The sequence below is a fragment of the Streptomyces sp. NPDC029044 genome (genome assembly GCF_040637495.1).
Classification (GTDB): Bacteria; Actinomycetota; Actinomycetes; order Streptomycetales; family Streptomycetaceae; genus Streptomyces.
Window position 1 is genome coordinate 223,815 of sequence record NZ_JBEZWN010000001.1, and the last position, 24,542, is coordinate 248,356.

A 24,542-nucleotide genomic window follows, 5' to 3' on the forward strand; every position below is an offset into this window, starting at 1 on the left:
CCATGCCTCCCCGCGTGGATGAAAGACAGGGTGACCCCTCTCACATTGGTCTGTCGAGGGTGCGTGACCGGTTCGTAGTGGAACCAGTAGGTATGTCGTTCTCGTCTACCGGATGGGTTTGGCCCGCACACAGGACACTGGTACATGGTTCGGACAGCGCCGGAGCGGTGTCACGGGCGGCGGTTCACGGTTCGGTACGCGCACGCGGGGCATGCGGCGCGAGGAGGAGGCATCGGTGGCGGGCGAGTCCCCCGACAGGTCGAAGCAGCGCGAGTCGTCGGCACGAGAGACGTCGGGGAGCGCGAGTCCGGTTCCGGAGGCCAGGAGCGAAGTCGCCGACCCGCGGCTCGCGGTGGCGCGTGAGCCGGAGAGGTCCGCCGCGCGGGGCGGTGCCGATACGGCGACCCGCGTGCTGTCCACGCGGACGCCGGCGGAGGAGCCGGAGACGGAGAAGACCGGGGACGACGCCGAGCGGGCCGACGGCGACCGGGACGCCGAGGGAGCCGAGAGCGACTCGGGCGCCGAGGACGCGGCGGCCGAAGCCGGGCAGGACGCTTCCGGCTCGTCCGCGGGGTCCGAGGCGTCCGAGGGCACGGACGGACGGCTGCGGGATGCCGTGGCCGCGTGGGTCGCGTCCGCGGACGAGAGCGAGGCCGCGGCCGCCGAGGGCGCGGGGAAGGCCAAGGAGGCCGAGAAGGCCGACAAGGCGGTCGCGGACGCCCAGGAGGCCGGGGAAGCCACCGTGGCCGCGGAGCCGGGCGCGGACGCCGACGCCGACGCCGAGGACGACCGTGCGGACGAGCCCGCGGGGGCCGGCACGGACGCGGAGGACGGCACGGACGCGGAGGACGCCGAGGGCGCCGAGGACGGCCAGGAAGCCGCAGAGACGGCGTCCGAGGGCTCCGGGGCGGGCCGGGGTGACGCCGACGAGCCCGAGGCGGACCGTTCCGCCAACGTCGACGCCAACGCCGGCGCCAGTGCCGACACCGACGCCGAGAACGCGGCCGAGGCCGAGGCTGACGCTGAGCCGGAAGCTGACGATCAGACCGACGACCAGGACTCCGAGCCCTCAGCCTCCACTGCCGACGACGAGGACTCCGACCCCTCGGCCTCCGTCTCCGTCGCCGACAACGACGTCAAGGGCCCCGGCCCCGGGACCACCGGCAAGACCGCCGACACCGACGCCGAGGACGGCGACTCCGACCAGGGCAAGACCCCTGACGACGCCGCCGACGACGACACCGACGACACCCCCGCCGCACCCCCCGTCGACCAGCCCACCGCCGTCTTCAAGGCCGTGCGGCCTCCGGTCGACCAGCCCACCACCATGCTGAAGCTCGGGGGTGCGGCCAAGGACCTCCCGAAGACGGACCTCCCGAAGAAGGACACTCCGGGGAAGGACACTCCGGGGAAGGACGCCCCGAGGAAGGACGCCCCGGAGAGGGACGCCGAGCGGACCAGCAAGTTCGTCGCGCTCAAGCCGCTGGACGACCCGTCGGCCAGGAAGCCGGCCGCGCCGGCGACGCCCCCGGCGGCCGCCCAGGCGGCGGCCCCGGCCGACGCCACCGCGCCCGTCCCCACCGTCGGCCCCGAGCGGACCACGCAGCAGCCCCTGCCGCCCAAGCCGCCGCTGGATCTGCTGGCCGAGCTGACGAACACCCCGCCGCCCCCGGAGACCCCGCTGCGGACGGCGGCCCGGCGGGTGAAGATCTGGACGCCGCTGGTGCTGCTGCTGGTGGTCGTCTTCGCGGTCGTGCAGAGCGTGCGCCCGCTCCCCTCGCCCACCCTGGAGCTCACCGCCGAGGACAGCTACACCTTCGAGGGCGGCAAGGTCGACATCCCCTGGCCCACCAAGGGCCAGGCCGCGCTGGACGTCCAGGGCATCGGCACGTTCGGCTCCTCCGGCGAGCAGAAGCCCGTCCCGATCGCGAGCGTCGCCAAGGTCATGACCGCCTACGTCATCCTGCGCGACCACCCGCTCAAGAGCGGCGCGGACGGCCCGAAGATCCCGATCGACCAGGCCGCCCAGGACCAGTCCGACGCGGGTCAGGAGTCCACCGTCGACGTCACCAAGGGCGACGCGATCACCGAGCGGGAAGCCCTGGAGAGCATCCTGATCGCGTCCGCGAACAACGTGGCGCGTCTGCTCGCCCGCTGGGACGCGGGGTCCGAGAAGGCGTTCGTGCAGAAGATGAACGACGCCGCCGAGGACCTCGGCATGAAGAACACGACGTACACCGACCCGTCGGGCCTGAACAACACGACCGTCTCCACGGCCGTGGACCAGGTGAAGCTCGCCAAGGCCGCCATGCAGCAGCCGGTGTTCCGTGAGGTCGCGGCGATGATGTCGTACGTCGACTACAAGGGGAAGAAGCACGACAACTGGAACCGTCTGGTCGGTTACAACGACGTCACCGGCATCAAGACCGGCACCACCACGTCGGCGCTCGGCAACCTCGTCTTCGCGGCCAAGAAGGACGTGAACGGCGAGACCCGCCGGATCATCGGCGCGGTCGTGCGCCAGCCCGCGGGCGGGCCGGACAACACGATCCTCGGCGCCGCGCTCCACGAGGGCGACAAGCTGATCCGGGCAGCGCAGGGCGCGCTGGAGTCGGCGACGATCCTGAAGAAGGGCGACATCGTCGGGTACGCCGACGACGGTCTCGGCGGCCATACGCCGGTCGCCGTCACCAAGGACGTCACGGCCGTCGGCTGGGCGGGCCTGTCCGTCAAGCTGACGTTCGCCGCGGACGACCTGCCGCACACGGCGAAGGCCGGCACGAAGGTGGGCACGCTCACCGTCGGTGACGGCACCACCAGCGCCGTGAAGGTCCCGGTGGCCCTCCAGAAGGACCTGGTGGAGCCGGACTTCGCGGCCAAGCTCACGCGTCTCGGCTGACCCGGGGCGCCACCCGCACCACCGCACTCCGCCGGTAACGGCCCGTCCGGGCGCCGCCCGGCGGGGTGCGTGCTAGCGTCCCGAACCGGGACAGAGCGAGAACAGAAGACGGGACACGGGGAGTGCCTTCGAGTGGCCACTGCGGAGCCGACACGCGCAGACGACGCCGAACCGGGCTCGGTATCAGGCCCGCGAATACGCCTGCCCGAAGCACCGGAAGCCGACGCGCCGCAAGCCCGCGCGGCTGACGGCAACGCGTCCGAGGACAGCGCGCGGGACAACGGCCGGGCGGGCTTCGAGTGGCCCGCCCCCGTACTGGCGCTGCGTGAGCGCATGCTGCGGCACCCCGTCCTGTCCGTCACGGGCCTCGCCGCGGCGCTGCACATCCTCTGGTTCTTCACCTTCGCGAACAGCGGTGGCGACCTGGCCGCGCAGGACGCGTGGGCCGAGTTCGTCGGCCGGCACCCGGACTCGGCGTACAACCTCGCCTGGTACGGCGGGATGCACCCCGTGTCGTACAGCATGGTGTCGCCGTATCTGATGTCGCTGCTCGGTGTGCGGACGACGATGATGATCGCGGGCACGGTCTCGGCCGGTCTGCTGACGCTGCTGCTCCTGCGCAGCCGCTCGGTCCTCAACCCGCTGTGGGCGTCGCTGGCCGGTGTGTTCGGGCTGTTCTGCAACGCGGTGTCCGGACGCGTGACGTTCGGCCTCGGCATGATGTTCGCGCTCGGCGCGGTCGCCGTCGTGTTCTGCTGGCCGTACCGGTGGCGCTACAAGCGCTGGGCGAAAGCCCTGAGCGCGGCGCCGCTGGCCGCGCTGGCCACCATGTCGTCGCCGGTCGCGGGCCTGTTCGTGGGCCTGGTGGCGGTGGCGCTGTTCCTTCAGAAGCGGCGGCCGGGCGCGTGGGCGCTGGGTCTTGCGCCGACCGCGGTGGTGGCGGTGTCGGCGTGGCTGTTCCCGTTCTCGGGCACGCAGCCGATGATGATCGGCTCGGTGCTGCTGCCGCTCGCGTTCTCGGTCCTCGCCTACGTGCTGGTCCCGCGGGAGTGGAAGACGGTCCGGCTCACGGCCGCGGTGTACGGCCTGGGGGTCGTGCTGGTGTGGCTGATCAGCTCGCAGATCGGGTCGAACATCACGCGGCTGGCGATGCTGTTCGCCGGGGTCGCGCTGGTCGCCGCGCTGCCGTTCACGGTGCCGCGCAGCCGCAAGTGGTACGCGGCCGTCGTGGCGCTGTGCGGTTTCGGCGTGTGGATCGGCTTCAAGACGGTCGACGACATCGTGCACACGGCCCCGGCGGCGTCCTGGTCGCGTGAGCTCGCGCCGCTCGTCAACGAGCTTCAGGAGGTCGGCGCCGAGAAGGGCCGGGTCGAGGTCGTCCCGGCCCGCTCCCACCGTGAGGCCTCCGCGCTCGCCCCGTACGTCAACCTGGCCCGCGGCTGGAACCGCCAGGCCGACATGGAGCGCAACCCCCTCTTCTACGACGACACCCTCAACTCGGCGAACTACCACGAGTGGCTGAAGCGCTGGGCGGTGCACTACGTCGTGCTGCCCAAGGGCGAGCCGGACGGCGACGGGGGCCAGCGGGAGCGGGCGCTGGTGCGGCGCGGGCTGCCGTACCTGACGCAGATCTGGGGCGACGCCACCTGGCAGCTGTTCAAGGTGAGCGACCCGACCCCGCTGGCCGAGCCGAACGCGGTGGTCGACCGGGCCGAGCAGGGCGAGATGGTCCTCCAGGTGAAGAAGGCGGGCCGGATCCTGGTCCGCATCCCGTACTCGCCGTGGCTGAGCATCGTCGACGCGGAGGGCAAGAGCCTGAAGCCGCCGCAGGAGACGGAGGAGTCCAGGAACCGTCCCGAGGGCGAGCCGAAGACGTACGTGAACGTCAACGGCTGCCTGACGGAGACGGAGGAGGACGCGCAGGGCGACAAGTGGACGGAGCTGCTGGCCCCGAAGGCCGGCACGTACCGCCTGGCGGCGCCGTACCAGCTTCCCCGGGGGACGCCGTGCCCGGAGGAGCTGCGCTGATCCGGTGGGCCCGGTCCGCATCACCCCTCTGAACACCTTTCCCGTTCGATTACAGTGCTGAGCTGTCGTACGTATGGACGGTGCCCCGGGGAGGTCTAGGTGGGTGCGACTGCCGGCGCCGTCTGGGGCCGTACAGAGCAGCAGGACTTCCGCAGCCGGGTGCGCGGGACCCTGCTCGGCGTGGCCGTGGGAGACGCGCTGGGGACGCCGGTCGACGGGCTCACCATCGACGGGATACGGGAGGCGCACGGGGCGGAGGGCCTGGTGGACCTGGCCCCCGCCTTCGGCAGACGCGGCGCCGTCACGCACCTCACCCAGCTCACCCTGTTCTCCGTCGACGGGCTGATCCGCGCCCAGGTCAGGCGGGACACCGGTGCCTGGCATCCGCCGACCGATCTGCACCGGGCCTATCTGCGCTGGGCCGCCACCCAGCGTGACTGGGGGCCCGACGAACGCCGCAAGGAAGACGGGTGGCTGGCGCGGGAGGAGTGGCTCTACGCGCGGCGGGAGCCCAGCCGCGCGCTGCTGCTGGGCCTGGGCGACGAGACCATGGGGACGCCGGAGGCGCCCAAGAACCCCGGTGAGGCCGGGCCGGAGGCCGCCGCCCGGTCGGCCCCCTTCGGGCTGCTGGTGGGCTGGGAGCCGCAGCTGGTCGCCCAGCTCGCCGTCGAGTGCGCGGCGCAGACCCACGGTCATCCCACGGCGGCCCTGGCGGCGGGCGCGTACGCCGTGATCGTGCATGCGCTGGCGCTGGGCGAGAGCCTAGACGCGGCCGTGCAGCGGACCTTCGGGCTGCTGGCCGCCCGGCCGGGGCACCAGCCGGTGTCGGACGCCTTGCAGCATGCGCTGGGTGCCGTGCGGCAGGGCCTGCCCGGCCCGGAGCGGGTGGCCGAGCTGAGCGGGGCGGGTACGGCGGAGGGGCTGGTCGCCGCGGCCGTGTACTGCGCGCTGGTCGCGGCGGACGTCCGGCACGGGCTGTGTCTCGCCGTGAACCACGACGGCCCGTCCGCCGCCACCGGCGCGCTGACCGGCGGCCTGCTCGGCGCGCTGCACGGGGAGACCGCTCTGCCGCCGGCCTGGCTGGCCGAGCTGGAGGGCCGCCCGACCATTCTGGAACTGGCCGACGACTTCGCCATGGAGATGACCCAGGGCCCGGCCCTGCACGGCCCGGCCGGCTCCTCCCCCGGCTGGCTCGCCCGCTACCCGCGGGCCTGAAGCCGTGGTGCCGGGCGGCGCCTGCCCGATCGGCGGGGGCCGCCCGGCGTGAGCGTCCGGAGGTTCACCTCTCGGCGGTGCGCACCACGTCGTCCGCCGGACCGGCCGGGGCCGGGATCGTGGCCGATGCCGCGCCGTCCCCGTCCGTGTTGATCTTCTCGATGATCGCCAGCCGCTCCGGGGTGTCCTCCGGCCGGATGTAGCCGACCAGGATGTAGAGGACCAGCGAGACGGCCAGCGGGATCGACACCTGGTACTGGAGCGGCACGCCACCCTCGACGTTCCAGTTGATCGGGTAGTTCACCAGCCAGAACGCGAGCAGGCCCATCGACCAGCTGACGAGGGCCGCCGTCGGGCCGGAGCGGCGGAACGCTCGCAGCAGGCCCAGCATCATCGGGATCGCCATCGGGCCCATCAGACCGGCCACCCACTTGATGACGACCGTGATGATGTCCTTGAAGGCGGGGGAATTGACCTGCGTCGCCGCCGCCATGGACAGGCCGAGGAAGACGACCGTGGCGATGCGGGCGACCCGCAGGCCCTGGCTCTGGTTCCAGGCCCTCGCCCGTGCCCAGATCACCGGCGCGCAGTCCCGGGTGAAGACGGCCGCGATGGCGTTGGCGTCCGAGGAGCACATGGCCATGGTGTGCGAGAAGAAGCCGACGATCACCAGGCCCAGCAGGCCGTGCGGCAGGAGCTGTTCGGTCATCAGGGCGTAGGAGTCCGAGCCGTCCGGCTTCTGCGACTCGACCAGCAGCGGCGACATCCACATGGGGAAGAACAGCACCAGCGGCCAGACCAGCCAGAGGATCGCCGAGAGGCGGGCGGAGCGCTCGGCCTCCTTGGCGTTCGGCGTGGCCATGTAGCGCTGGGCCTGGTTGAGCATGCCGCCGTTGTACTCGAAGAGCTTGATGAAGAGGAACGCGAGCAGGAACACCGTGCCGTAGGGTCCGACCAACGGCTTCTCGTGGCCCTGGAGTTCGGGCGAGTCCCAGACGCCGAAGAAGCCGCCGTGGTCGTCGAGGCGTACGAAGACCGCCACGAACATCGCGATGCCGGCCAGCAACTGGATGATGAACTGGCCGAGTTCGGTCAGCGCGTCCGCCCAGAGGCCGCCGATCGTGCAGTAGATCGCCGTGATGCCGCCGGTGATGAGGATGCCCTGGTTGAGGGAGATGCCCGTGAAGACGGACAGCAGCGTGGCGATCGCCGCCCACTTGGCGCCCACGTCCACGATCTTCAGCAGCATGCCCGACCAGGCCAGCGCCTGCTGCGTCTTGAGGTCGTAGCGGTTCTTCAGGTACTCCAGCGGGGAGGCCACGTGGAGCCGGGAGCGCAGCCGGTTGATGCGCGGGGCGAACAGCTTCGACCCGATGGCGATGCCGAGGGCGATGGGGAAGGACCAGGTGACGAAGGACGTGACGCCGTAGGTGTAGGCGATGCCCGCGTATCCGGTGAACATCACCGCGCTGTAGCCCGACATGTGGTGCGAGATGCCGGAGAGCCACCACGGCATCTTGCCGCCGGCGGTGAAGAAGTCGCTGACGTTGTCGACGCGTTTGTGCGACCAGACGCCGATCGCGACCATCACGGCGAAGTAGCCGATGAGCACGGCCCAGTCGAGACCGTTCATGTGCGCCCTCCCAGGGATCAGCCCGGCGCTCATCGTGGGCGCTGCCGCGTGAACACGACAAGTGATCGTAAGGTCAAAGGGAGGCAAAGAAGTTCTGTGTGATGGTTGCCGTTCACTCACATGAACTCAACGCATCAGCTCCCCGGCGTTGACCAGCAACGACTGTCCGGTGATCGCCCGCGCCCTGTCCGACGCCAGGAACGCCACCGCGTCGGCCACGTCCGTGTCCGTGGCCAGATCCGGCAGTGCCATCCGCTCGGTCAGCCGCTCCAGGACGGCCGCCTCCGGCACCCCCTCCGACTGCGCCGCGAACTGCACGTAGGCCTGCACCGGCGGCCCCCACATCCAGCCGGGCAGCACGGTGTTGACCCGGATCCGGTGGGGCCCCAGCTCGCGCGCGAGCGAGTACATCGCACTGGTCAGCGCCCCCTTCGAGGCCGCGTACGCCGCCTGCCGCACCTGCGACGGGGCCGCCACCGCCGACTGCGTCCCGATGAACACGACGGAACCACCGCCCTCTTTCAGCGACGGCAGACAGGCCCGGGTCATCCGCAGCGTGCCCAGCAGGTTCACCTCCAGGACCGACCGCCAGGACTCGAAGTCGGCGTCCTCCAATCCGCCGAAGTAACCGTCCAGCGCGGCCACATGGACGACGGCGTCGATCCCGCCGAACCGCTCCCGCGCCAGCCGAGCCAGTGCCTCGCACTGCGTCTCGTCGCGGATGTCCGTGGCCCGGAACGCCGTACCCGCCCCGCCGGGATCGACCTCGGCCGCCGTCTTCGCCAGGCTCGCCTCCGTCCGGGCGCCGAGCACGGCACGCCCCCCGTCCCGTACGACGGCCGCAGCGACCTGCCGTCCGAGCCCGGCCCCGACCCCCGACACGACGACCGTCTTCCCCGCGAGCAGTGACATGGCAGGACCTCCCCGGACCGGAACCCTGGCGCTCTATCTGACGGAGCGTCAGAGTATGGGTCAGCCACCGACGAAGGGGAAGGGCATGAGCGAGGACACCCGCAGCGAGCTGTACGCCGAACTGGCCGCCGTCGGCCCCTACGGCACCCATCCCGGACACGCCCTCATCACCATGGTCGAGCCGCACCCCGGCCACGAGTACGCGTACAACCGCTGGTACGAGGACGACCACTACTACGCCGGCGCTATGGCCATGCCCTGGATGCAGGCCGGCCGCCGCTGGGTGGCGACCCGCGACCTCCAGCTGCTGCGCTACCCGGAGAAGCCCGCGATCGCCCAGCCCGTCACCGCCGGCTGCTACCTCTCCACGTACTGGATCACCGCCGGCCGCTACGACGACCACATGCGCTGGACCGTCGCCGTCAACAAGCGCCTCAACCGGGACGCCCGCGTCTACCACGACCGCACGCACGTCCTCACGGCGTTCCAGAACCACGAGACGACGGTGTACCGCGACGGGGCGGCCGGCCCCCGGGACGTCCACGCCCTCGACCACCCCTACGCGGGCCTGGTCCTCCAGGTCGTCGAGGCGGACACCCCCGAGCAGCGCGCCCCGCTCCTCCATTGGCTGCGCACCCGCCACCTCCCCAAGCGCCTGGCGGGCTCCCCGGCCGCCCTGGTGACGGTCTTCAGCCCGACGCCCCTCCCCGGCGACCGCATGACGTACGTGAAACAGGTCGAGGGCGTCGACACCCGCCTGACGCTCCTGTGGTTCCTCCAGACCGACCCGGGGGAGTGCTGGGAGTCCTACTTCACCGGCCTCGACGCGACCGTGGCGGAATCGGGGCTGGGCAGGGTGGAGTTGGTGGCCCCGTTCATCCCGACGGTGCCGGGGACGGACACGTACGTGGACCGGCTGCGCTGAGGCGGGGCGCGAGCGCGCGGGACGGCGAGCCCGGCCCCAGCGCCAGTTCCGCCCACACCGTCTTGCCGTGGGCCGCTGCTTCCAGCACGCCCCAGCCGTGCGCGTACGCCGCGACGATCCGCAGCCCGTGGCCGGTCTCCGCGTCGTCCGCGACCGGTTCCGGGACCCGGGGGATCCGGTCACCCCGGGCGTCGGTGACCTCGATGCGCAGCGTGCGGTCGGCGTGCAGCCGCAGCGCCAGCCGGAAGTCCCTGCCCTGGACGCGCCCGTGCAGCACCGCGTTCGACGCCAGCTCCGCCACCACTTGCGCGGCGGCGTCGTACGCCTCGCCCCACTCGTCGAGCTGGCGTTCGGCGAGCAGGCGAGCCAGTCGAGCACCCCTTCGAGTGGCGGACAGCTGGATCGCGAAGTGGCGCACGGGGGTGCTGATTTCAGCGAGGGATTTCTGGCTCATGTCACCCAGCGTGGCCGTCCGTCCCTACTCTGAACAGCGACGGCCCCGGTACGGAGCGTGACTGTCCGGGCGCAGGGCGGGGTCGTACGGCTCGTACGTCAGGAGGGGAAGGCGTGGAGGACGAGGAAGCGGCGGCCGTGCTCAGGACGGTCGGCCGGCAGATCAAGATGTGGCGCGAGGCGGCCGGGCTGAAGCAGGCGGAGTTCGGTGCGGCGATCGGGTACGGCGAGGAGATGGTGTCGTCCGTGGAGCGGGCGCGACGGATCCCCAAGCCGGACTTTCTCGACAAGGCGGATGAGGTGCTGGGTGCCTGCGGCAAGATCTCCGCGATGAAGGAGGACGTGGAGAAGGCGAGGTATCCGAAGACCGTCCGGGACCTGACCAAGCTGGAGGACCAGGCGGTCGAACTCGGGGCGTACTCGGCGCTGCACATCCACGGCCTGTTGCAGACTCCCGAGTACGCCCAGGCGCTGTACGCGATGCGGCGACCTGCTTTCAGCGAGGACGAGGTCGACCGCCACGTGGCCGCTCGCATGGCACGGAAGGTCGTCTTCGACCGGGCACCCCGCCCTCTGATCACCTTTGTCCAGGAAGAGATGACACTGCGGCGGCCCCTCGGGGGCAAAATGGTGCTGCGCCGCCAACTCGAACACCTGTTGGAGGTGGCCGGGTTGAGGCACGTCGAGATTCAGGTGATGCCTACGCGCAGGGACGACCACGCAGCGGTGATGGGCTCGTTCCGGCTGCTGAAGCTCCGGGACGGCAAGGCACTCGGCCACACGGAAAGCCAGCTGTACGACCGGGTGATCAGCGATCCGAGCGACGTCCAGATCCTCGATATGCGTTATGGCATGATCCGGGCGCAGGCCCTCTCGCCCCGCGATTCATTGGCCTTCATCGAGAAAGTAATGGGAGAAGAGACATGACGCCCACCCCGCTGACATGGATCAAGAGCAGCTACAGCGGAAATGACGGACCCGATTGCGTAGAGGTCGCCATATCCACGACCCAGCCCGCCGTTCTCCTCCGCGACTCCAAGAACAAGGACGGCGCGCGGCTGGCGTTCACCGGTGACGCCTGGTCCGAGTTCGTGGAGTTCGCGGCGGGGCGTTGAACGTCAGTTCTGAACAAGGGGCGTTTCAGGGGTATCGGTCGGCTCGTCGGTCTCCTCGCGCTCCTTCTTCAGGGCGAGTTCCCGCGCCAGCTTCTCCGAGTACAGCCTCATTTCCGCTTCTTTGCGCTCGTCGAACACGGACGCCTCCTCTGTGCACAGGGGTGTTGACGGGTGGGTACCACCAGGGGGAAAGGGAGAGACCGGTCAGGCGGAAACGCGCTGGAACCGGGAAACGCCGTGGCCCGGGAGCGCGTGTGCCGACTGGTGACCGGATTCATCAGGGATCGTCCGCCGCACCATCGCACACCTCCCAGAAGACAACTCGACCGAACCACAGACCTCTTGACTCGGATACTACCCGACGGGCCGGGATCGCGAAACGGCCGGATTACTTTCGCACACAGGTAATTCGCGTGGTGTTCACCCGGCGAGAAGCGGAGCCAGTACCGCGCGGTCGGTATCCGGAAGCCGTTCCAGGATCTCGGAATTGAGTTCCCGTACACGCTCCACATCCGCCCGGGCCTCTTCCCACCGCTGCGTGACGGCGTGCAGCACGGCCCGGCGGCACAGTGCCCAGACGTACCCGGGGCGCATCTCCACCGCCCGGTTCAGGTCGGCCAGTGCCTCCGCGTGGCGGCCCAGCCGGGCCAGGGACTCCCCCCGGCTCGCGTAAGCCGACACGTATGCGGGGTCCAGGGCGATCGCGATGTCCAGGTCGGCCACCGCCTCCTCGTCGCGGCCCGCGATCCGGAGAGCGTCGCCCCGTTCGCAACGGCTCCAGGGCCAGTCCGGGTTCAGGGAAACCGCGTGGTCGAGGTCGGCCATCTGGCGATCGGGGTGGCCCAGTACCCGCCACACCCGAGCCCTGCGGGTGAGCGCCCACGGATAGTCCGGTTCGAGTTCCAGGGCCTGGGTCAGGTCGGCCAGCGCCGCCTCGGGATCGCCTCGGTTGAAACGGATCGCTCCGCGTGACGCCCACGCGATGTGCGTCCCGGGGTCGAGCCGGATCGCTTCGTCGAGGTCAAGCAGAGCCTTGTCGTAGCGGTCCTCGATGCGCAGGTAGTCGCCGCGGATCGCGCGGCCGCGCGCGTCCTCGGGGTGCAGTGACAGCGCCTCGTCGAGGTCCGTCAACGCACCCTCGTAGTCGCCCAGTTCGCCCTTGGTCATGGCGCGGCTGCGGTACGCCGGGGCGAGGCCGGGGTCCAGCGCCAGCGCCCTGTCGTACTCGGCGAGCGCCTCCTCGTGCGCGCCGCCGTGCCGCAGGGCGCTGCCGCGGGCCGTATGGGCCAGGGCACGGGTCCCGGGGTCGAAGCCCGCGCGCCGCAGGAGCAGTGCCAGGGCCGCCGTGACGCCGCCGTCGGCGAGGGCCGCGGTGAGGTCGCCGCCCCAGTCGGCCGCCCCCTCGGCCTCCGCATCACGGCCGGCGTCCGTCAGGGCCTGTGCCCAGTGCCGGGCCGTCACCTCGTCGACGGCGCATGCCCGTACGCACTCCCGCAGCGCGGCCGGGACCGCCTCCCTGTCGCCCGTGCAGAGCAGGTGGTACGTCTCGGCCAGGCGCAGGTCCCGCCAGGTCCCGTCCGTCCAGGGATCGGCAACGGCCTGTTCGGCCTCCTCCCGCCAGCGCCCGAACACCTGCGCCAGTTCCCGGTGCCGCGCCGCCCAGCCGCGCGGGGAGCGGCGCCGCTCCGCCCGCAGCATCGGCGCCCGCACGACATCGTGGTAGCGCCACCGTCCGCCGTCCCGGTCGGCTACGAACGGCAGCGACCGCAGCCAGTCGCAGACCGTGTCCGCGTCCTCGTCCGGGCAGTGGGCCGCCGCCCGGAACACGTCCCCGTCCAGCCACCTCGGGAGCGCGCAGGAGAGCGCGGCGGCCCGGCGCACCGGGTCGCGCTCCCACTTCAGGAAGCGCTCCACCGCCGTCGCGCTCGGGTCGCCCACGTCGCCGGGGTCGGTGGGGCGGGACTCGGCGAGGGTGGAGACCAGGACGGGGAGGCCGCCGCTCAGGCGCAGGACCTCGGACACGACCGGTTCGGCGGTCACGCCCCTGGCGGCCAGCAGGCCGCGTGCCTCCGGCTCCGTGAAGGGGACCAGGGGCATGACGGTCACGAAGTCGGCCAAGCCGCCCCAGCGGGACCGCTCCAGGGGTGTCTGGCCCGCCGTGACCACCACCGTCGTGGCGGGCATGGCGCCGTGGCGGTCGGTCGTCATCGTCTCGTGCAGCCAGGCGTCCAGGTACGCGCCCGTACGCTCGTAGGTGTCCAGGAAAAGGGTGACCCACGGGGCCGGGGCTTCCATCAACTCGCGCAGGAGCACCGGTGTGAGTACCTGTTCGGGGGCGAGGACCAGTTGCAGGTCCTCGTGGCTGCGGAAGCGAGCGGCCAGTCCGGCGCGCAGTCGGTCCGCCGCGCGCGCGAGTTGGTCCTCGTCCAGCATCCCCGCCAGCGGGCCGACCACCGGCACCATCCCGGCGGCCACCATCCCGGCCCGTGCCGCCACCCGCCCGCCGGCCGACGGCCCGGTGGCCTCCTCCTCCGTGTCCAGCGCCGTCAGCGCGGCCAGCTCCGCTTCCTGCCGGCGTTCACGGTGAGCGGCGAGCAGCCGGTCCAGTTCCTTCAACCGCCGTCCCTGGGCCGCGAACTGACGGCTGATCTCCGCCATCATTTCCGGCACGCTGCCCGCACTGTCGTCGACGTACGCCGTCAATGCGCCCTGTTCGCGGGCGATGTGCTCGAACTCCCGCAGCAGGAAGGTCTTGCCGACGCCGGCGTTGCCCTGCACATGGATGCGGAAGCGGTGGCGTTCGTCGTGCGGGGCGGTGTCGAAGTTCGCCCGGAACACGGCTCGTTCGGCGCCCCGGCCGACGAATCCGGCCCGGGTGCGCTGCCGGATCAGCTCCTGCATCGACGGTCGCGCCTGGGCCATCGTGAAGTCCCCTCGTCTCGCGCGGTCGGCTTCGGGCTCATTCTGTCGCGTCCGCCCCGGCCGCTGGGGAGAATGATCGGCATGGCCACCTCCACACCCTCCACACCGCGCGGCGCACTGTCAGCAGCCGCCACCCTGCTCACCGCCACCGTCGCCCTCTACATGGCGCTCGTCGCCTTCGGGAACATCACCGACTTCGGGACCAACCAGCAGTTCGTCCGGCACGTGCTGGCCATGGACACCACGTTCAAGGACGAGGACCTGATGTGGCGGGCCATCACGAGCCGGGGGCTTCAGGACGCCGCCTACGTCGCGATCATCGTCTGGGAGACCGTCGCCGCGCTGGTCCTCATATACGGGACCTGGCTGTGGGCCAGGCGCGATGACCCGCGCGCGCGGCGGATGTCCACGTACGGGCTGCTGATGGTGATGCTGCTGTTCGGGGCCGGGTTCATCGGCATCGGCGGCGAGTGGTTCTCGATGTGGCAGTCGGAGGACTGGAACGGGCTGGACGCCGCGACACGGATCTTCCTGTTCAGCGGCGTCGTGCTGATCGTCAACCAGCTGCCGGCCCCGCGGGCGGAGACGCCCGCCTCCTGAGCGCTGCCGCTACTTGACGACGGTCACGGTCGTGCCGACCGTGCCGAACGCCCACAGTGCCGTGCCGTCCGCCTTCCGCATCCGGACTCCGCCCGTCTTGGTGCCGGAGGCGGCGGGCGGCGGTGAGGCCCCGTCGACCGCGTTGGAGAAGGCGACGGACACCCCGTCCTTCGCGGCGAAGTACAGGATGTGCTCGATCTGGACGCCGTCCGAGCCGGTCGTGCCCGCGTTGCGCGACGACACGGTGTAGGTGCCCGGGTCGGGGCTGACGGACCCCGGCCAGACGGTGAACGTACGGCGGGTCGCCTCGCTCGCGTCGACCAGCCACACCCGCTTCTCCCCGAGGGAGTAGACGACGCGCCGGCCGGTGCCGGAGCCGTCGGGCACCCGGGCCGGCGCCGACGCGGTGGGGGTGGGCTGCGCCGAGGCCGTGCTGCTCGGCTTGGCCGACGTGGCGGTGGGATGGGAGCCCCGGTCCGCCTGTACGCCCAGGACCGTCACCGCGGCTATCGCTCCCACGGTCAGCCCGGTCACCCAGGCCCACGAAGGAAGTCGGGCAGGCACCGGCACGCATCTCCTCAGTCACGGGACCCCGCTCGAAACGGGGTTCCGATCATCGTACTGCGCACCCGTGGCCCCTCGGCTCCCTCAGGGGGTGTCCCGGGCGGTCTTGCGGACCGGGACCGGGCCCGTGCCGGCGCCGCGGGCGGCGTAGCGCGGGGTGCGCACCGGCGCCGGGTAGGAGAGGTGCACCAGCCGGGTCTGCTCCTGGCGCATGTGCATGAGCGATTCGAGGATGTACCCCACGAGCAGCACGAGCGCCGCGATGGTCATGATGGCGGCGGCGAGGATCGCCGTGGGGACCCGGGGCACGGTGCCCGTCTCGACGAAGTCGGCGATGACGGGGATGCCGAGGATGAGGGAGACCAGGGCGAGGACGCCCGCGAGGACGGTGTGGACCAGCGAGGGGCGCTCGCGCCGCGCCAGGTCGAGGATGACGCGCAGGATGCGCCAGCCGTCCCGGTAGGTGCGCAGCTTGCTCTCGCCGCCGGCCGGCCGGACCCGGTAGTCCGTCAGGACCTCCGCGGTGGGCAGCCGGAGGTGCAGCGCGTGGATGGTCATCTCGGTCTCGGTCTCGAACTCGCGGGCGAGCGCCGGGAAGGACTTCACGAAGCGCCGCGAGAAGACCCGGTAGCCGCTGAGCATGTCGGTCACGTCGTTGCCGAAGAGGGAGCGCACCGCCCCGGTGAGCAGTTTGTTGCCGACCGCGTGCCCGGCCCGGTAGGCCCCGTCGACCGTCACCCGGCGGGCGCCGACGACCTGGTCGTACGGCCCCTCGAAGAGCAGGTCCACCAGGTCGCGGGCGCGGGAGGCGTCGTAGGTGTCGTCGCCGTCGATGATGAGCAGCGCGTCGGCGTCCACGTCGGCGAAGGCGCGGCGGATGACGTTGCCCTTGCCCTTGCGGGTCTCCTGCCGGACGACCGCACCGGCCTCCCGGGCGACCTCCACGGTGCGGTCGGTGGAGGCGTTGTCGTACACGTAGACGACGGCCTCGGGGAGGGCCGCGCGCAGGTCGCGTACCACCTTGCCGACGGCCGCTTCCTCGTTGTGGCACGGCACGACACACGCGATCGTCGGTTCCACGACCACTCCTCACTCGACCGGTTCCGCATACCGTCAGCACCTCATACATCAGCACCTCATACAGTCGGACATAGTGCGATATGAGCGCGCCTGACCGGATGGGTCCCGCCGGGTCGTTACGCTCGCCGTGTGCCGGTCCTCGACTCTGTGACGCTGCGTGCGCGTGACGCCATCAAGGGCATCTGGCGCGAGGCCGCCAAGTTCGGTGTCGTCGGGGCCCTGGCCTTCGTCGTCGACAACGGCGGCTACAACCTGCTCGTCTTCGGTCTGCCCGGTGGCGCGGAGGGCGGGGTGATGCGGACGGCTCCCGTGCAGGCGTCCGTCATCGCGACGGCCGCCGCCGCGCTCTTCAGCTGGGCCGGGAACCGCTACTGGACCTACCGCGGCCGGCACCGCGAGAAGGTGACCCAGGAACTCGTGCTGTTCCTCGTGGCGAACGGGGTCGGGCTCGCCATCACCGCGGGCACGGTCTTCGCCTCCCGGCACCTGCTCGGGCTGGACTCGGCGCTCAGCGACAACACCGCCCGCATCCTCGGCTGGGTTCTCGCGACCCTGTTCCGCTTCTACGCCTACCGGCGCTACGTCTTCGTCGCATCCTGAGCCGCTAACATCCGGCATATGGGACAAAAGACACTGCTGGCGCGTACGCAGCGCTGGGTCTGGGGTCTGGCCGCCGTCGCCGCGCTCTGCTGCCTGGCCACGGTCCTCGTCTTCGCCCCCGGGTTCCTGAGTCCCGACAGTCTCGACCAGCTCCGGCAGGCCAGGGGCGATGCTCCCCTGACCGACTGGCATCCGCCGGTGCTGAGCCTGGTGTGGCGGGCCCTCATCGCCCTGACCGGGTCGATCACGTCGATGCTCGTCCTCCAGTCCGCCGTCCTCTGGGGCGCGCTGTGGGTGCTGGCCCGGTGTGTGTGGGAGCTGACCCGGAGCCGTGGCGGGTCACTCGCCGTGCTCGGCGTGGGGCTCGCACCCTTCGTGCTGAACTTCGCCGGAGTGGTCTGGAAGGACGTGCACGCGGCGTTCGCGCTCCTCGCCGCCGTCGCGGTCGCCTTCACCGGCCTGCTGCTGCGGGACCGCGACCTGCGCCCCGCCGTCCGCTGGGGCCTGCTCTGGCTGGGCGTGCTGTTCCTCGCCTACGCGATCCTGGTGCGCAAGAACGCCGTCGTCGCCGCGGTCCCCGTCTTCGTCATGCTGGTCCTCGCCCTGTGGGGCAGGCCCGGACGCCGTACGTGGGTGGCGTGCACGGCGGCCCTCGTGGCCGGGCTCGCGGTGCCCGCCGCCGCCATCTCCCTGTTCGCCGCGCCGCTCCAGACCAAGCAGGGCGCCCAGATCATGCTCGACGACCTCGTGCACGTGCTGAGCGTGGAGGAACTGCGCTCGGCGGACGTGCCGCCCGCCCTGCGCGACCGGCTCGTGGCCTCCGCACGGGAGTGCGAGCGGGTCGGCGCCCTCTCGGACGCCTACTGGGCCTGCTACCGGCGCCCGGCCGACGGTCTGCGCGGGGACTCCGGCGCGATCACGTCACTGTGGCTGCGCGAGATGGGCGGGCACGTGCCGGGCTATCTCCAGTACCGCCTGCTGCTCTTCACGACCCTGCTGTTCGAGACCGACTACGCGTACAAGGCCGGGATCACCCGCAACGACTTGGGCATCGAAGTGGCGCACCCTCGGCTGGAGGACGCGCTCGGCACCTACGTCAAGGGCATGATCGAGGACCTGCCCTGGCTGTTCCGCGGCTGGTTCTGGCTCACGGTCGCGCTGGTGCTGGCGATCCTTCCCGGCCGGGGCCTGTTCGCCATGCCCGTGCGGGCGCTGGGCATCAGCTCGGCGGCCTACATCCTCGGCTATCTGCCGATCATGCCCGCGACGGACTTCCGTTACGTCTACTGGCCCGCACTCGCCTGCACCCTCGGCCTGCTGCTGCTCTGGCTGGGCCGCGGCAGGACCGCACCGCCCCCTGCGGCCCCCGGCGCCGCGGCCGGCCGCACCCTGCCGGTGCATCAGCCGGCGGACGCCGGGGGCCAGTAGCGCGCGTCAGTCCAGCACCGGCAGCAGCTGCGGCAGGTGCCCGTCCGACGCGGCCGCCGCCCGCTGCCGCTCCTCGGGGACGTCCCCGTACAGGGTGGTGCGGGCCCTGGCCGGGCGGCCCGCGGCATCGGCCACCGCGATGAGGTCCTTGACCGACTTGTACGAGCCGTACGACGAGCCCGCCATGCGGGAGATGGTCTCCTCCATGAGGGTCCCGCCGAGGTCGTTCGCACCCGAGCGGAGCATCTCGGCCGCGCCCTCGGTGCCCAGCTTCACCCAGCTGGTCTGGATGTTGGGGATGTACGGATGCAGCAGCAGCCGGGCCATAGCCGTGACCGCCCGGTTGTCCCGCATGGTCGGGCCCGGGCGGGCGATCCCCGCCAGATAGACCGGCGCGTTGGTGTGCACGAACGGCAGCGTCACGAACTCGGTGAAGCCGCCCGTGCGCTGCTGGATGCCGGCCAGGGTGCGCAGGTGCCCGAGCCAGTGGCGGGGCTGGTCGACATGGCCGTACATCATCGTCGAGGAGGAGCGGATGCCCAGCTCGTGGGCGGTCGTCACGACGTCGATCCAGTCGGCCGCGGGCAGTTTGCCCTTGGTGAGGATCCAGCGGACCTCGTCGTCGAGGATCTCGGCGGCCGTGCCCGGGATGGTGTCCAGGCCCGCCTCCTTGGCGGCGGCCAGCCACTCGCGGATCGACAGGCCCGTGCGGGTCGCGCCGTTGACGACCTCCATCGGCGAGAAGGCGTGCACGTGCATGCCCGGAACGCGTTCCTTCACGGCCCGCGCGATGTCGAAGTACGCCGTGCCCGGCAGGTCCGGGTGGATGCCGCCCTGCATGCAGACCTCCACCGCGCCCACGTCCCAGGCCTGCTGGGCCCGGTCGGCGACCTGGTCCAGGGAGAGGGTGTAGGCGTCGGCGTCGGTGCGGCGCTGGGCGAAGGCGCAGAAACGGCAGCCCGTGTAGCAGACGTTGGTGAAGTTGATGTTGCGGGTGACGATGTAGGTCACGTCGTCGCCGACCGCCGACTTGCGTACGTCGTCGGCGACTTGGGCGAGTGCGTCCAGCGCCGGGCCGTCCGCGTGCAGCAGGGCCAGGGCCTCGTCGTCGGTGAGCTTCGTCGGGTCGTCGGCCGCCGTGCGCAGGGCCGCGCGTACGTCGGTGTCGATGCGCTCGGGGGTCATGCCCGGGGCTGCGGCCTCGCGCAGGGCGCCCCAGTCGCCGTACACCTCGTCGAAGTCGTCGCGGCGGTCGGAGCTGCGGCCGTCCGTGTCGATGGAGGTGTGCAGGTCGGTACGGCCCGACGCGACGAAGACCTCCTCGGGCTCCTGCCAGGGCAGGCCCTGCGGGAGGGCCTCGGGGCGGGCCAGGCCGGTCTCCGGGTCGGCCAGGGCGGCCACGTGCGGGCGCAGCCGCGGGTCCAGCCAGGGCTCGCCGCGGCGCACGAACTCCGGGTAGACGCAGAGGCGTTCGCGCAGCTCGAACCCGGCTGCCCGGGACTTCTCGGCGAGCTGCTCGATCTGCGGCCAGGGGCGCTCGGGGTTGACGTGGTCGATGGTGAGCGGAGAGACCCCGCCCCAGTCGTCGATACCGGCGCCGATGAGCCGCTCGTACTCGTCGTCGACGAGGTTGGGCGGGGCCTGGATGTTGCCGCTCGGGCCCATGAGGAGCCGGGCGACGGCGACCGTGGCGACCAGTTCGTCCAGTTCCGCGTCGGGCATGCCGCGCATCGCGGTGTCCGGCTTGGCGCGGAAGTTCTGGATGATCAGCTCTTGGACGCCGTGGTAGGCCCGCGACACCTTGCGCAGCGCGAACAGCGACTCGGCGCGCTCCTCGTAGGTCTCTCCGATGCCTATGAGGATCCCGGAGGTGAAGGGGACGGAGGAGCGGCCCGCGTCCTCCAGGACCCGCAGGCGGACGGCCGGTTCCTTGTCGGGAGAGCCGTGGTGGGGGCCGCCGGGCTCCGACCAGAGGCGGGTCGCGGTGGTCTCCAGCATCATGCCCATGCTGGGCGCGACGGGCTTGAGGCGCTGGAACTCGGTCCAGGACATGACGCCCGGGTTGAGGTGGGGCAGCAGCCCCGTCTCCTCCAGGATGCGGACGGAGATGGCCCGGACGTAGGCGAGGGTGTCGTCGTAGCCGTGCGCGTCGAGCCACTCGCGCGCCTCCGGCCAGCGGTCCTCCGGCTTGTCGCCGAGGGTGATGAGGGCTTCCTTGCAGCCGAGGGCGGCGCCCTTGCGGGCGATGTCCAGCACCTCGTCCGGCGACATGAACATCCCGTGGCCCTCCCGGCGCAGCTTGCCCGGGACGGTGACGAACGTGCAGTAGTGGCACTTGTCCCGGCACAGCCGGGTCAGCGGGATGAAGACGGACTTGGAGTACGTGATGACGCCGGGCCGCCCGGCCGCCGCCAGGCCCGCGTCCCGCACCCGGGCGGCCGAGGCCGACAGGTCCTCCAGCTGCTCACCCCGCGCCTGGAGCAGCACCGCCGCCTCGGCGACGTCGAGCGAGACACCGTCCCTGGCCCGTTTCAGGGCGCGACGCATGGAGTTGTCGGTGGGTCCGGTTCCGGAGGTCGCGGAAGTCGTCATCCTTCGAGCATACGAGTGCGCTGATCAGCCGTGACAGCGGCGCCTGCGCCGACGGGTGCGGGCAGTACGTGGTTTCTCGCGCCGTTCCCCGCGCCCCTGAAGGGGCCGCAGGCCTGTCTTCAGGGGCGCGGGGAACGGCGCGACCGGCCACCGCGAACCTGCGGCCGGCCACACACCCTGCCCGGCAGACGAGACCCCGGCTACCCCACGAACGCCCCGTACCTGTCCAGCACCTCCAGCAACTCCCGCTCCCCCGCCGGAGGCAACTGCACCACGACCTCCTCGATGCCGAGGTCGGCGTAGTGGGCGAGCTTGCCCGGGGTCGGGTGAACGGCGTAGGGGACGACCTGGAGGGCCTGGGGGTCGCGGCCGGCGTCGGCCCAGGCGGCGCGCAGGACCGGCAGCGACTCGCCGAGGCCCCGGCCGCCGATCGGCAGCCAGCCGTCGGCGTACTCGCTGATGTGGGCGAACAGCTTGGGCCCGGCGGCCCCGCCGACGAGTGTGCGCGGGCCCACGACCGGACCGCGCGGCTTCTGCACGGGCTTCGGATACGCGTGACTGGCCCGGACGCCGCCGAACTCCCCGTCGTACGCGAGCGGCTCCTCCGACCACAGGGCCCGCATCAGCGCCATCCGGTCCCGGACCAGCTCGCGCCGGGTGCTCCACCGCACGCCGTGGTCGGCGGCCTCCTCGACGTTCCAGCCGAAGCCGAGCCCGAGCGTGAACCGGCCGCCGGAGAGGTGGTCGAGGGTCGCGACCTGCTTGGCCAGGTCGATCGGGTCGTGCTGGGCGACGAGCGTGATGCCCGTGCCGAGCCCGAGCCGCTCGGTGACGGCGGCAGCCTGGCCGAGGGCCACGAACGGGTCGAGGGTGCGGCCGTACTCGGGCGGCAGCTCACCGCCCGCCGGGTACGGCGTGGTCCGCTCCACGGGGATGTGGGTGTGCTCGGGCAGGTACAACCCGGCGAATCCGCGCTCCTCCAGCTCCCGGGCCAGCCGGGTCGGAGTGATCGTCTCGTCGGTGAGGAAGATCGTCACGGCGATGCGCATGACCTCTCTCTACCCGAGGGCGGCCCACCTGTCCATACCGACCGGTCGGACCATCCGCCGTTCGCTGTCCGGTTCCCCTCCCTTGCGGGCACGTTCACGACTCCGTACAAGGGTTGCGCGCACCACCCCCGCACCACCCACGCCACGTCACCGACGACACCCGGGGAGCAGCAGCATGTGCGAGGACAGCCAGGGCGGGCTCGGCCGGCGCGCTCTGTTCATGACGGGAGCGGCGGCCGCGCTTACGTTGGGAAGCGTGAGCTTCGCATCAGCGGCCGACGGGGACCAGGAGACCAGGACCGTGCGCGGCACGCTGCCGCCCGGCTCCCCGGACTTCGTGTACGTGCCCGTCGAGGTCCCGGCCGGGGTCCGGGAGCTGAAGGTCGCCTACACCTACGACCGGCCGTCCGTCCCGTCCGGCACCCTGGGCAACGCCCTCGACATCGGCGTCTTCGACGACCGCGGCACCGAGCTGGGCGGCCGGGGCTTCCGCGGCTGGTCGGGCGGGGCGCGCACGGAGTTCTTCCTCCGCGCGGACGACGCGACGCCCGGATACCTCCCGGGCCCGGTGCGCGAGGGCACCTGGCACATCGCGCTCGGCCCGTACACGGTCGCCCCGCAGGGCCTGTCGTACGAGATCACGATCACGCTGACGTACGGGGAGCCGGGCGAGGCCGCCGAGCCGGTGTATCCGCCGGAGCGGGCCAAGGGCCGGGGCCGGGCCTGGTACCGGGGCGACTGCCATCTGCACTCCTGGCACTCCGACGGCCGCCGCACCCCCGCCGAGATCGGGGAACTGGCCCGGGCGGCCGGCCTGGACTTCATCAACTCCTCCGAGCACAACACGCACGCCGCGCACGCGCACTGGGCCGACGTGGCCGGGGACGACCTGCTCGTCATGCTGGGCGAGGAGGTCACGACCAGGAACGGGCACGTGGTCGCGCTCGGCACCGACCCGGGCACCTTCGTCGACTGGCGCTACCGGGCCCGCGACAACCGCTTCGGCCGGTTCGCCCGGCAGATCCGCCGCGCCGGCGGCCTGGTCGTCCCGGCCCACCCGCACGCCACCTGCATCGGCTGCAACTGGAAGTTCGGCTTCGGCGAGGCGGACGCGGTCGAGGTGTGGAACGGCCCCTACACGCCCGACGACGAGGTGGCGCTGGCCGACTGGGACAGCATGCTGGTGGCGTCCGTACGGGACGGGCGGGACTGGATCCCGGCCATGGGCAGCAGCGACGCGCACCGCTCCCCGGACGCGGTGGGCAGCCCCCAGACGGTCGTCCTGGCCGACGACCTGACCCGGGAGGCCGTCCAGGAGGGCATCCGGGCGGGGCGCTCCTACGTCGCCGAGTCCGCGAGGGTCGCGCTGTCGCTGCGGGCGTCCGGCGGACGCGGCCGGCACGCGGGCATCGGCGAGCGGCTCACCGTCGGCCGCGACACCCCGGTCACCGTCCGCCTGGAGGTCACCGGCGCCCCGCGCTGCACGGCCCGCCTCGTCACCGACCAGGGCGTCGTCCACACCGGTCCCCCGCTGCCGGTGGCCGGCTCGGGCGTGGTCGAGTGGCGGACGACCCCGTCGTACGCGGCGTACGTCCGGGCCGAACTGCGCCACGAGGCGGCCGCGGGACCGCTCCCCGGGCCGCTGGCGGCGTTCACCAACCCCATCTTCCTGGGGCGCGACTAGGCGGTGTCGGTCCGCAGGTCCGCGACGACCGCCGCGTGGTCGGAGGGCCACACCCCGTCGACCGGGGCGTCGCAGGCCCGCCGTACGGCACGGACGTGGCCGAGTCCGCCGGGGCCGGGCGGGCCCACGTGGATGTAGTCGATGCGCACGCTGGGCTCCAGGGTGCGCGCCACGTACGGGTTGGCCGTGTCCCAGGTGGCGGCGGGGGCGGCAGGGTCGGCGTACTCCCACGCGTCGAGGAGGACCTGGCCGGGCACGGCCGGGGCGGTCTTGTAGCCGCCGAGGAGGCGGACCTCGTCGGAGTCGGGCCAGGCGTTGAGATCGCCGGTGACGACCGGCGGGAAGAGGGTGTCACCGCGGTGCCGGGCCACGAAGGCGGCGAGCGCGGCGGCCTGGTCGCAGCGGACCGCCGAAGCGGCCGGGGCGGAGGTGAAGTGGGCGGTGAAGAAGGGCACTTCGTGACGGGGGGCGGCCAGCCGGGCGTAGAGGGCGAGGCGGCCGTCGTCCGTGTCGGCCGGGGCGGGCAGCGGCAGCACGTCCTGGTCGAGAACCGGCCATCTGCTGAGCACGGCGTTGCCTATGCCGACGGTGGGGTCCCCGATCCGCCGCTGCCAGCGCTCGGGGGCGGGCGAGGCGCCCCAGGCGCAGTGCAGGCCCAGCTCGCCGGCGAGCCACTCGGCGAGGTTCTCGCCGCCGGCCGCCCACACCTCCTGGAGTCCGACGACGTCGGGCCGCAGCTCCCGCAGGGCCGTGAGGATGGCCTTCTGCCGCGTCTGCCACGGCCCGAAGCGCCACCACAGGTTCCAGCTCACGATCCGCATCCGCAGCCACCCGCTCTCCTCG

General features: G+C 72.0%; 20 protein-coding genes. 10 read left to right on the plus strand and 10 right to left on the minus strand.

What is annotated here, in order from left to right:
* Positions 1–235 precede the first annotated feature (235 nt).
* The 3 genes from AB0E85_RS01080 to AB0E85_RS01090 all read left to right on the plus strand — a co-directional run bounded on the left by AB0E85_RS01080 (position 236) and on the right by AB0E85_RS01090 (position 6,142).
* Positions 236–2,899 (plus strand): D-alanyl-D-alanine carboxypeptidase, encoded by a 2,664-nt coding sequence (locus AB0E85_RS01080; protein ID WP_361921141.1) that lies wholly within the window; start codon positions 236–238, stop codon positions 2,897–2,899.
* Between the two features lie 132 nt (positions 2,900–3,031).
* Positions 3,032–4,927 carry an MFS transporter gene (locus tag AB0E85_RS01085; protein WP_361921143.1) on the plus strand — a complete coding sequence of 632 codons (1,896 nt, stop codon included), beginning with the start codon at positions 3,032–3,034 and terminating at the stop codon, positions 4,925–4,927.
* A 99-nt stretch (positions 4,928–5,026) separates the two neighbouring features.
* Positions 5,027–6,142 carry an ADP-ribosylglycohydrolase family protein gene (locus AB0E85_RS01090; RefSeq protein ID WP_361921145.1) on the plus strand — a complete coding sequence of 372 codons (1,116 nt, stop codon included), beginning with the start codon at positions 5,027–5,029 and terminating at the stop codon, positions 6,140–6,142.
* Positions 6,143–6,206: 64 nt separating this feature from the next.
* On the opposite strand, the gene AB0E85_RS01095 is transcribed toward AB0E85_RS01090, so the two are convergent.
* Together AB0E85_RS01095 and AB0E85_RS01100 are read right to left on the minus strand one after the other, a co-directional pair.
* Entirely contained in the window at positions 6,207–7,775 is a 1,569-nt protein-coding gene (locus AB0E85_RS01095; protein WP_361921147.1) for a sodium:solute symporter family protein, read from the minus strand.
* A 126-nt stretch (positions 7,776–7,901) separates the two neighbouring features.
* Complete coding sequence (locus AB0E85_RS01100) at positions 7,902–8,687, minus strand: SDR family oxidoreductase (RefSeq protein WP_361921149.1); 786 nt, start codon at positions 8,685–8,687, stop codon at positions 7,902–7,904.
* Positions 8,688–8,772: 85 nt separating this feature from the next.
* Between AB0E85_RS01100 and AB0E85_RS01105 the strand changes: the two genes are divergently transcribed.
* Positions 8,773–9,612, plus strand: a complete 840-nt coding sequence (locus tag AB0E85_RS01105) for a hypothetical protein (RefSeq protein ID WP_361921151.1) — start codon at positions 8,773–8,775, stop codon at positions 9,610–9,612.
* On the opposite strand, the gene AB0E85_RS01110 is transcribed toward AB0E85_RS01105, so the two are convergent.
* On the minus strand, positions 9,563–10,066 hold the full coding sequence (locus AB0E85_RS01110) for an ATP-binding protein (RefSeq protein WP_361921153.1): 504 nt from the start codon (positions 10,064–10,066) through the stop codon (positions 9,563–9,565). The two genes, AB0E85_RS01105 and AB0E85_RS01110, sit on opposite strands and share 50 nt — an antisense overlap.
* Positions 10,067–10,179: 113 nt before the next feature.
* Here AB0E85_RS01110 and AB0E85_RS01115 point away from each other — a divergent pair, with 113 nt between their 5' ends.
* The gene (locus AB0E85_RS01115; RefSeq protein ID WP_361921155.1) at positions 10,180–10,992 is read left to right on the plus strand and encodes a helix-turn-helix transcriptional regulator; all 813 of its coding nucleotides are present in this window, start codon (positions 10,180–10,182) and stop codon (positions 10,990–10,992) included.
* Positions 10,989–11,180, plus strand: coding sequence for a DUF397 domain-containing protein (locus AB0E85_RS01120; RefSeq protein ID WP_361921157.1), 192 nt, complete (start codon positions 10,989–10,991; stop codon positions 11,178–11,180). The genes AB0E85_RS01115 and AB0E85_RS01120 overlap by 4 nt, the downstream gene beginning before the upstream one ends.
* Before the next feature lie 3 nt (positions 11,181–11,183).
* On the opposite strand, the gene AB0E85_RS01125 is transcribed toward AB0E85_RS01120, so the two are convergent.
* Together AB0E85_RS01125 and AB0E85_RS01130 are read right to left on the minus strand one after the other, a co-directional pair.
* Positions 11,184–11,318, minus strand: coding sequence for a hypothetical protein (locus AB0E85_RS01125; RefSeq protein ID WP_257784340.1), 135 nt, complete (start codon positions 11,316–11,318; stop codon positions 11,184–11,186).
* A gap of 282 nt (positions 11,319–11,600) precedes the next feature.
* A complete protein-coding gene (locus AB0E85_RS01130; RefSeq protein ID WP_361921159.1) occupies positions 11,601–14,102 on the minus strand; it encodes a tetratricopeptide repeat protein in 2,502 nt (833 codons plus the stop codon).
* A gap of 81 nt (positions 14,103–14,183) precedes the next feature.
* Here AB0E85_RS01130 and AB0E85_RS01135 point away from each other — a divergent pair, with 81 nt between their 5' ends.
* On the plus strand, positions 14,184–14,702 hold the full coding sequence (locus AB0E85_RS01135; RefSeq protein ID WP_361921161.1) for a DUF2165 domain-containing protein: 519 nt from the start codon (positions 14,184–14,186) through the stop codon (positions 14,700–14,702).
* Between the two features lie 9 nt (positions 14,703–14,711).
* Here AB0E85_RS01135 and AB0E85_RS01140 read toward each other — a convergent pair whose 3' ends face one another.
* The gene (locus tag AB0E85_RS01140; RefSeq protein ID WP_361921163.1) at positions 14,712–15,272 is read right to left on the minus strand and encodes a hypothetical protein; all 561 of its coding nucleotides are present in this window, start codon (positions 15,270–15,272) and stop codon (positions 14,712–14,714) included.
* Between the two features lie 78 nt (positions 15,273–15,350).
* Complete coding sequence (locus AB0E85_RS01145; RefSeq protein ID WP_361921165.1) at positions 15,351–16,352, minus strand: glycosyltransferase family 2 protein; 1,002 nt, start codon at positions 16,350–16,352, stop codon at positions 15,351–15,353.
* 123 nt (positions 16,353–16,475) lie between these two features.
* Here AB0E85_RS01145 and AB0E85_RS01150 point away from each other — a divergent pair, with 123 nt between their 5' ends.
* Positions 16,476–16,946, plus strand: coding sequence for a GtrA family protein (locus AB0E85_RS01150; RefSeq protein ID WP_361921167.1), 471 nt, complete (start codon positions 16,476–16,478; stop codon positions 16,944–16,946).
* 18 nt (positions 16,947–16,964) lie between these two features.
* Positions 16,965–18,374 (plus strand): hypothetical protein, encoded by a 1,410-nt coding sequence (locus AB0E85_RS01155; RefSeq protein WP_361921169.1) that lies wholly within the window; start codon positions 16,965–16,967, stop codon positions 18,372–18,374.
* Positions 18,375–18,380: 6 nt separating this feature from the next.
* Here the strand turns inward: AB0E85_RS01155 and AB0E85_RS01160 are convergent, their stop codons facing one another.
* Both AB0E85_RS01160 and AB0E85_RS01165 read right to left on the minus strand, forming a co-directional pair.
* Entirely contained in the window at positions 18,381–20,966 is a 2,586-nt protein-coding gene (locus tag AB0E85_RS01160; protein ID WP_361921171.1) for a bifunctional FO biosynthesis protein CofGH, read from the minus strand.
* A 200-nt stretch (positions 20,967–21,166) separates the two neighbouring features.
* Complete coding sequence (locus AB0E85_RS01165) at positions 21,167–22,015, minus strand: LLM class F420-dependent oxidoreductase (RefSeq protein ID WP_361921173.1); 849 nt, start codon at positions 22,013–22,015, stop codon at positions 21,167–21,169.
* A 175-nt stretch (positions 22,016–22,190) separates the two neighbouring features.
* Here AB0E85_RS01165 and AB0E85_RS01170 point away from each other — a divergent pair, with 175 nt between their 5' ends.
* The gene (locus AB0E85_RS01170) at positions 22,191–23,699 is read left to right on the plus strand and encodes a CehA/McbA family metallohydrolase (RefSeq protein WP_361921175.1); all 1,509 of its coding nucleotides are present in this window, start codon (positions 22,191–22,193) and stop codon (positions 23,697–23,699) included.
* Here AB0E85_RS01170 and AB0E85_RS01175 read toward each other — a convergent pair.
* On the minus strand, positions 23,696–24,520 hold the full coding sequence (locus AB0E85_RS01175; protein ID WP_361921177.1) for an endonuclease/exonuclease/phosphatase family protein: 825 nt from the start codon (positions 24,518–24,520) through the stop codon (positions 23,696–23,698). The genes AB0E85_RS01170 and AB0E85_RS01175 overlap by 4 nt on opposite strands.
* Between the last annotated feature and the right edge of the window lie 22 nt (positions 24,521–24,542).

What these genes read in the sequence shown, in the direction of transcription:
- AB0E85_RS01095 (WP_361921147.1), bottom strand. Translation starts at nt 7,775, where the DNA reads ATGAACGGTCTCGACTGGGCCGTGCTCATCGGCTACTTCGCCGTGATG.
- AB0E85_RS01100 (WP_361921149.1), bottom strand. Translation starts at nt 8,687, where the DNA reads ATGTCACTGCTCGCGGGGAAGACGGTCGTCGTGTCGGGGGTCGGGGCC.
- AB0E85_RS01105 (WP_361921151.1), top strand. Translation starts at nt 8,773, where the DNA reads ATGAGCGAGGACACCCGCAGCGAGCTGTACGCCGAACTGGCCGCCGTC.
- AB0E85_RS01110 (WP_361921153.1), bottom strand. Translation starts at nt 10,066, where the DNA reads ATGAGCCAGAAATCCCTCGCTGAAATCAGCACCCCCGTGCGCCACTTC.
- AB0E85_RS01120 (WP_361921157.1), top strand. Translation starts at nt 10,989, where the DNA reads ATGACGCCCACCCCGCTGACATGGATCAAGAGCAGCTACAGCGGAAAT.
- AB0E85_RS01130 (WP_361921159.1), bottom strand. Translation starts at nt 14,102, where the DNA reads ATGGCCCAGGCGCGACCGTCGATGCAGGAGCTGATCCGGCAGCGCACC.
- AB0E85_RS01135 (WP_361921161.1), top strand. Translation starts at nt 14,184, where the DNA reads ATGGCCACCTCCACACCCTCCACACCGCGCGGCGCACTGTCAGCAGCC.
- AB0E85_RS01155 (WP_361921169.1), top strand. Translation starts at nt 16,965, where the DNA reads ATGGGACAAAAGACACTGCTGGCGCGTACGCAGCGCTGGGTCTGGGGT.
- AB0E85_RS01160 (WP_361921171.1), bottom strand. Translation starts at nt 20,966, where the DNA reads ATGACGACTTCCGCGACCTCCGGAACCGGACCCACCGACAACTCCATG.
- AB0E85_RS01165 (WP_361921173.1), bottom strand. Translation starts at nt 22,015, where the DNA reads ATGCGCATCGCCGTGACGATCTTCCTCACCGACGAGACGATCACTCCG.
- AB0E85_RS01170 (WP_361921175.1), top strand. Translation starts at nt 22,191, where the DNA reads ATGTGCGAGGACAGCCAGGGCGGGCTCGGCCGGCGCGCTCTGTTCATG.
- AB0E85_RS01175 (WP_361921177.1), bottom strand. Translation starts at nt 24,520, where the DNA reads ATGCGGATCGTGAGCTGGAACCTGTGGTGGCGCTTCGGGCCGTGGCAG.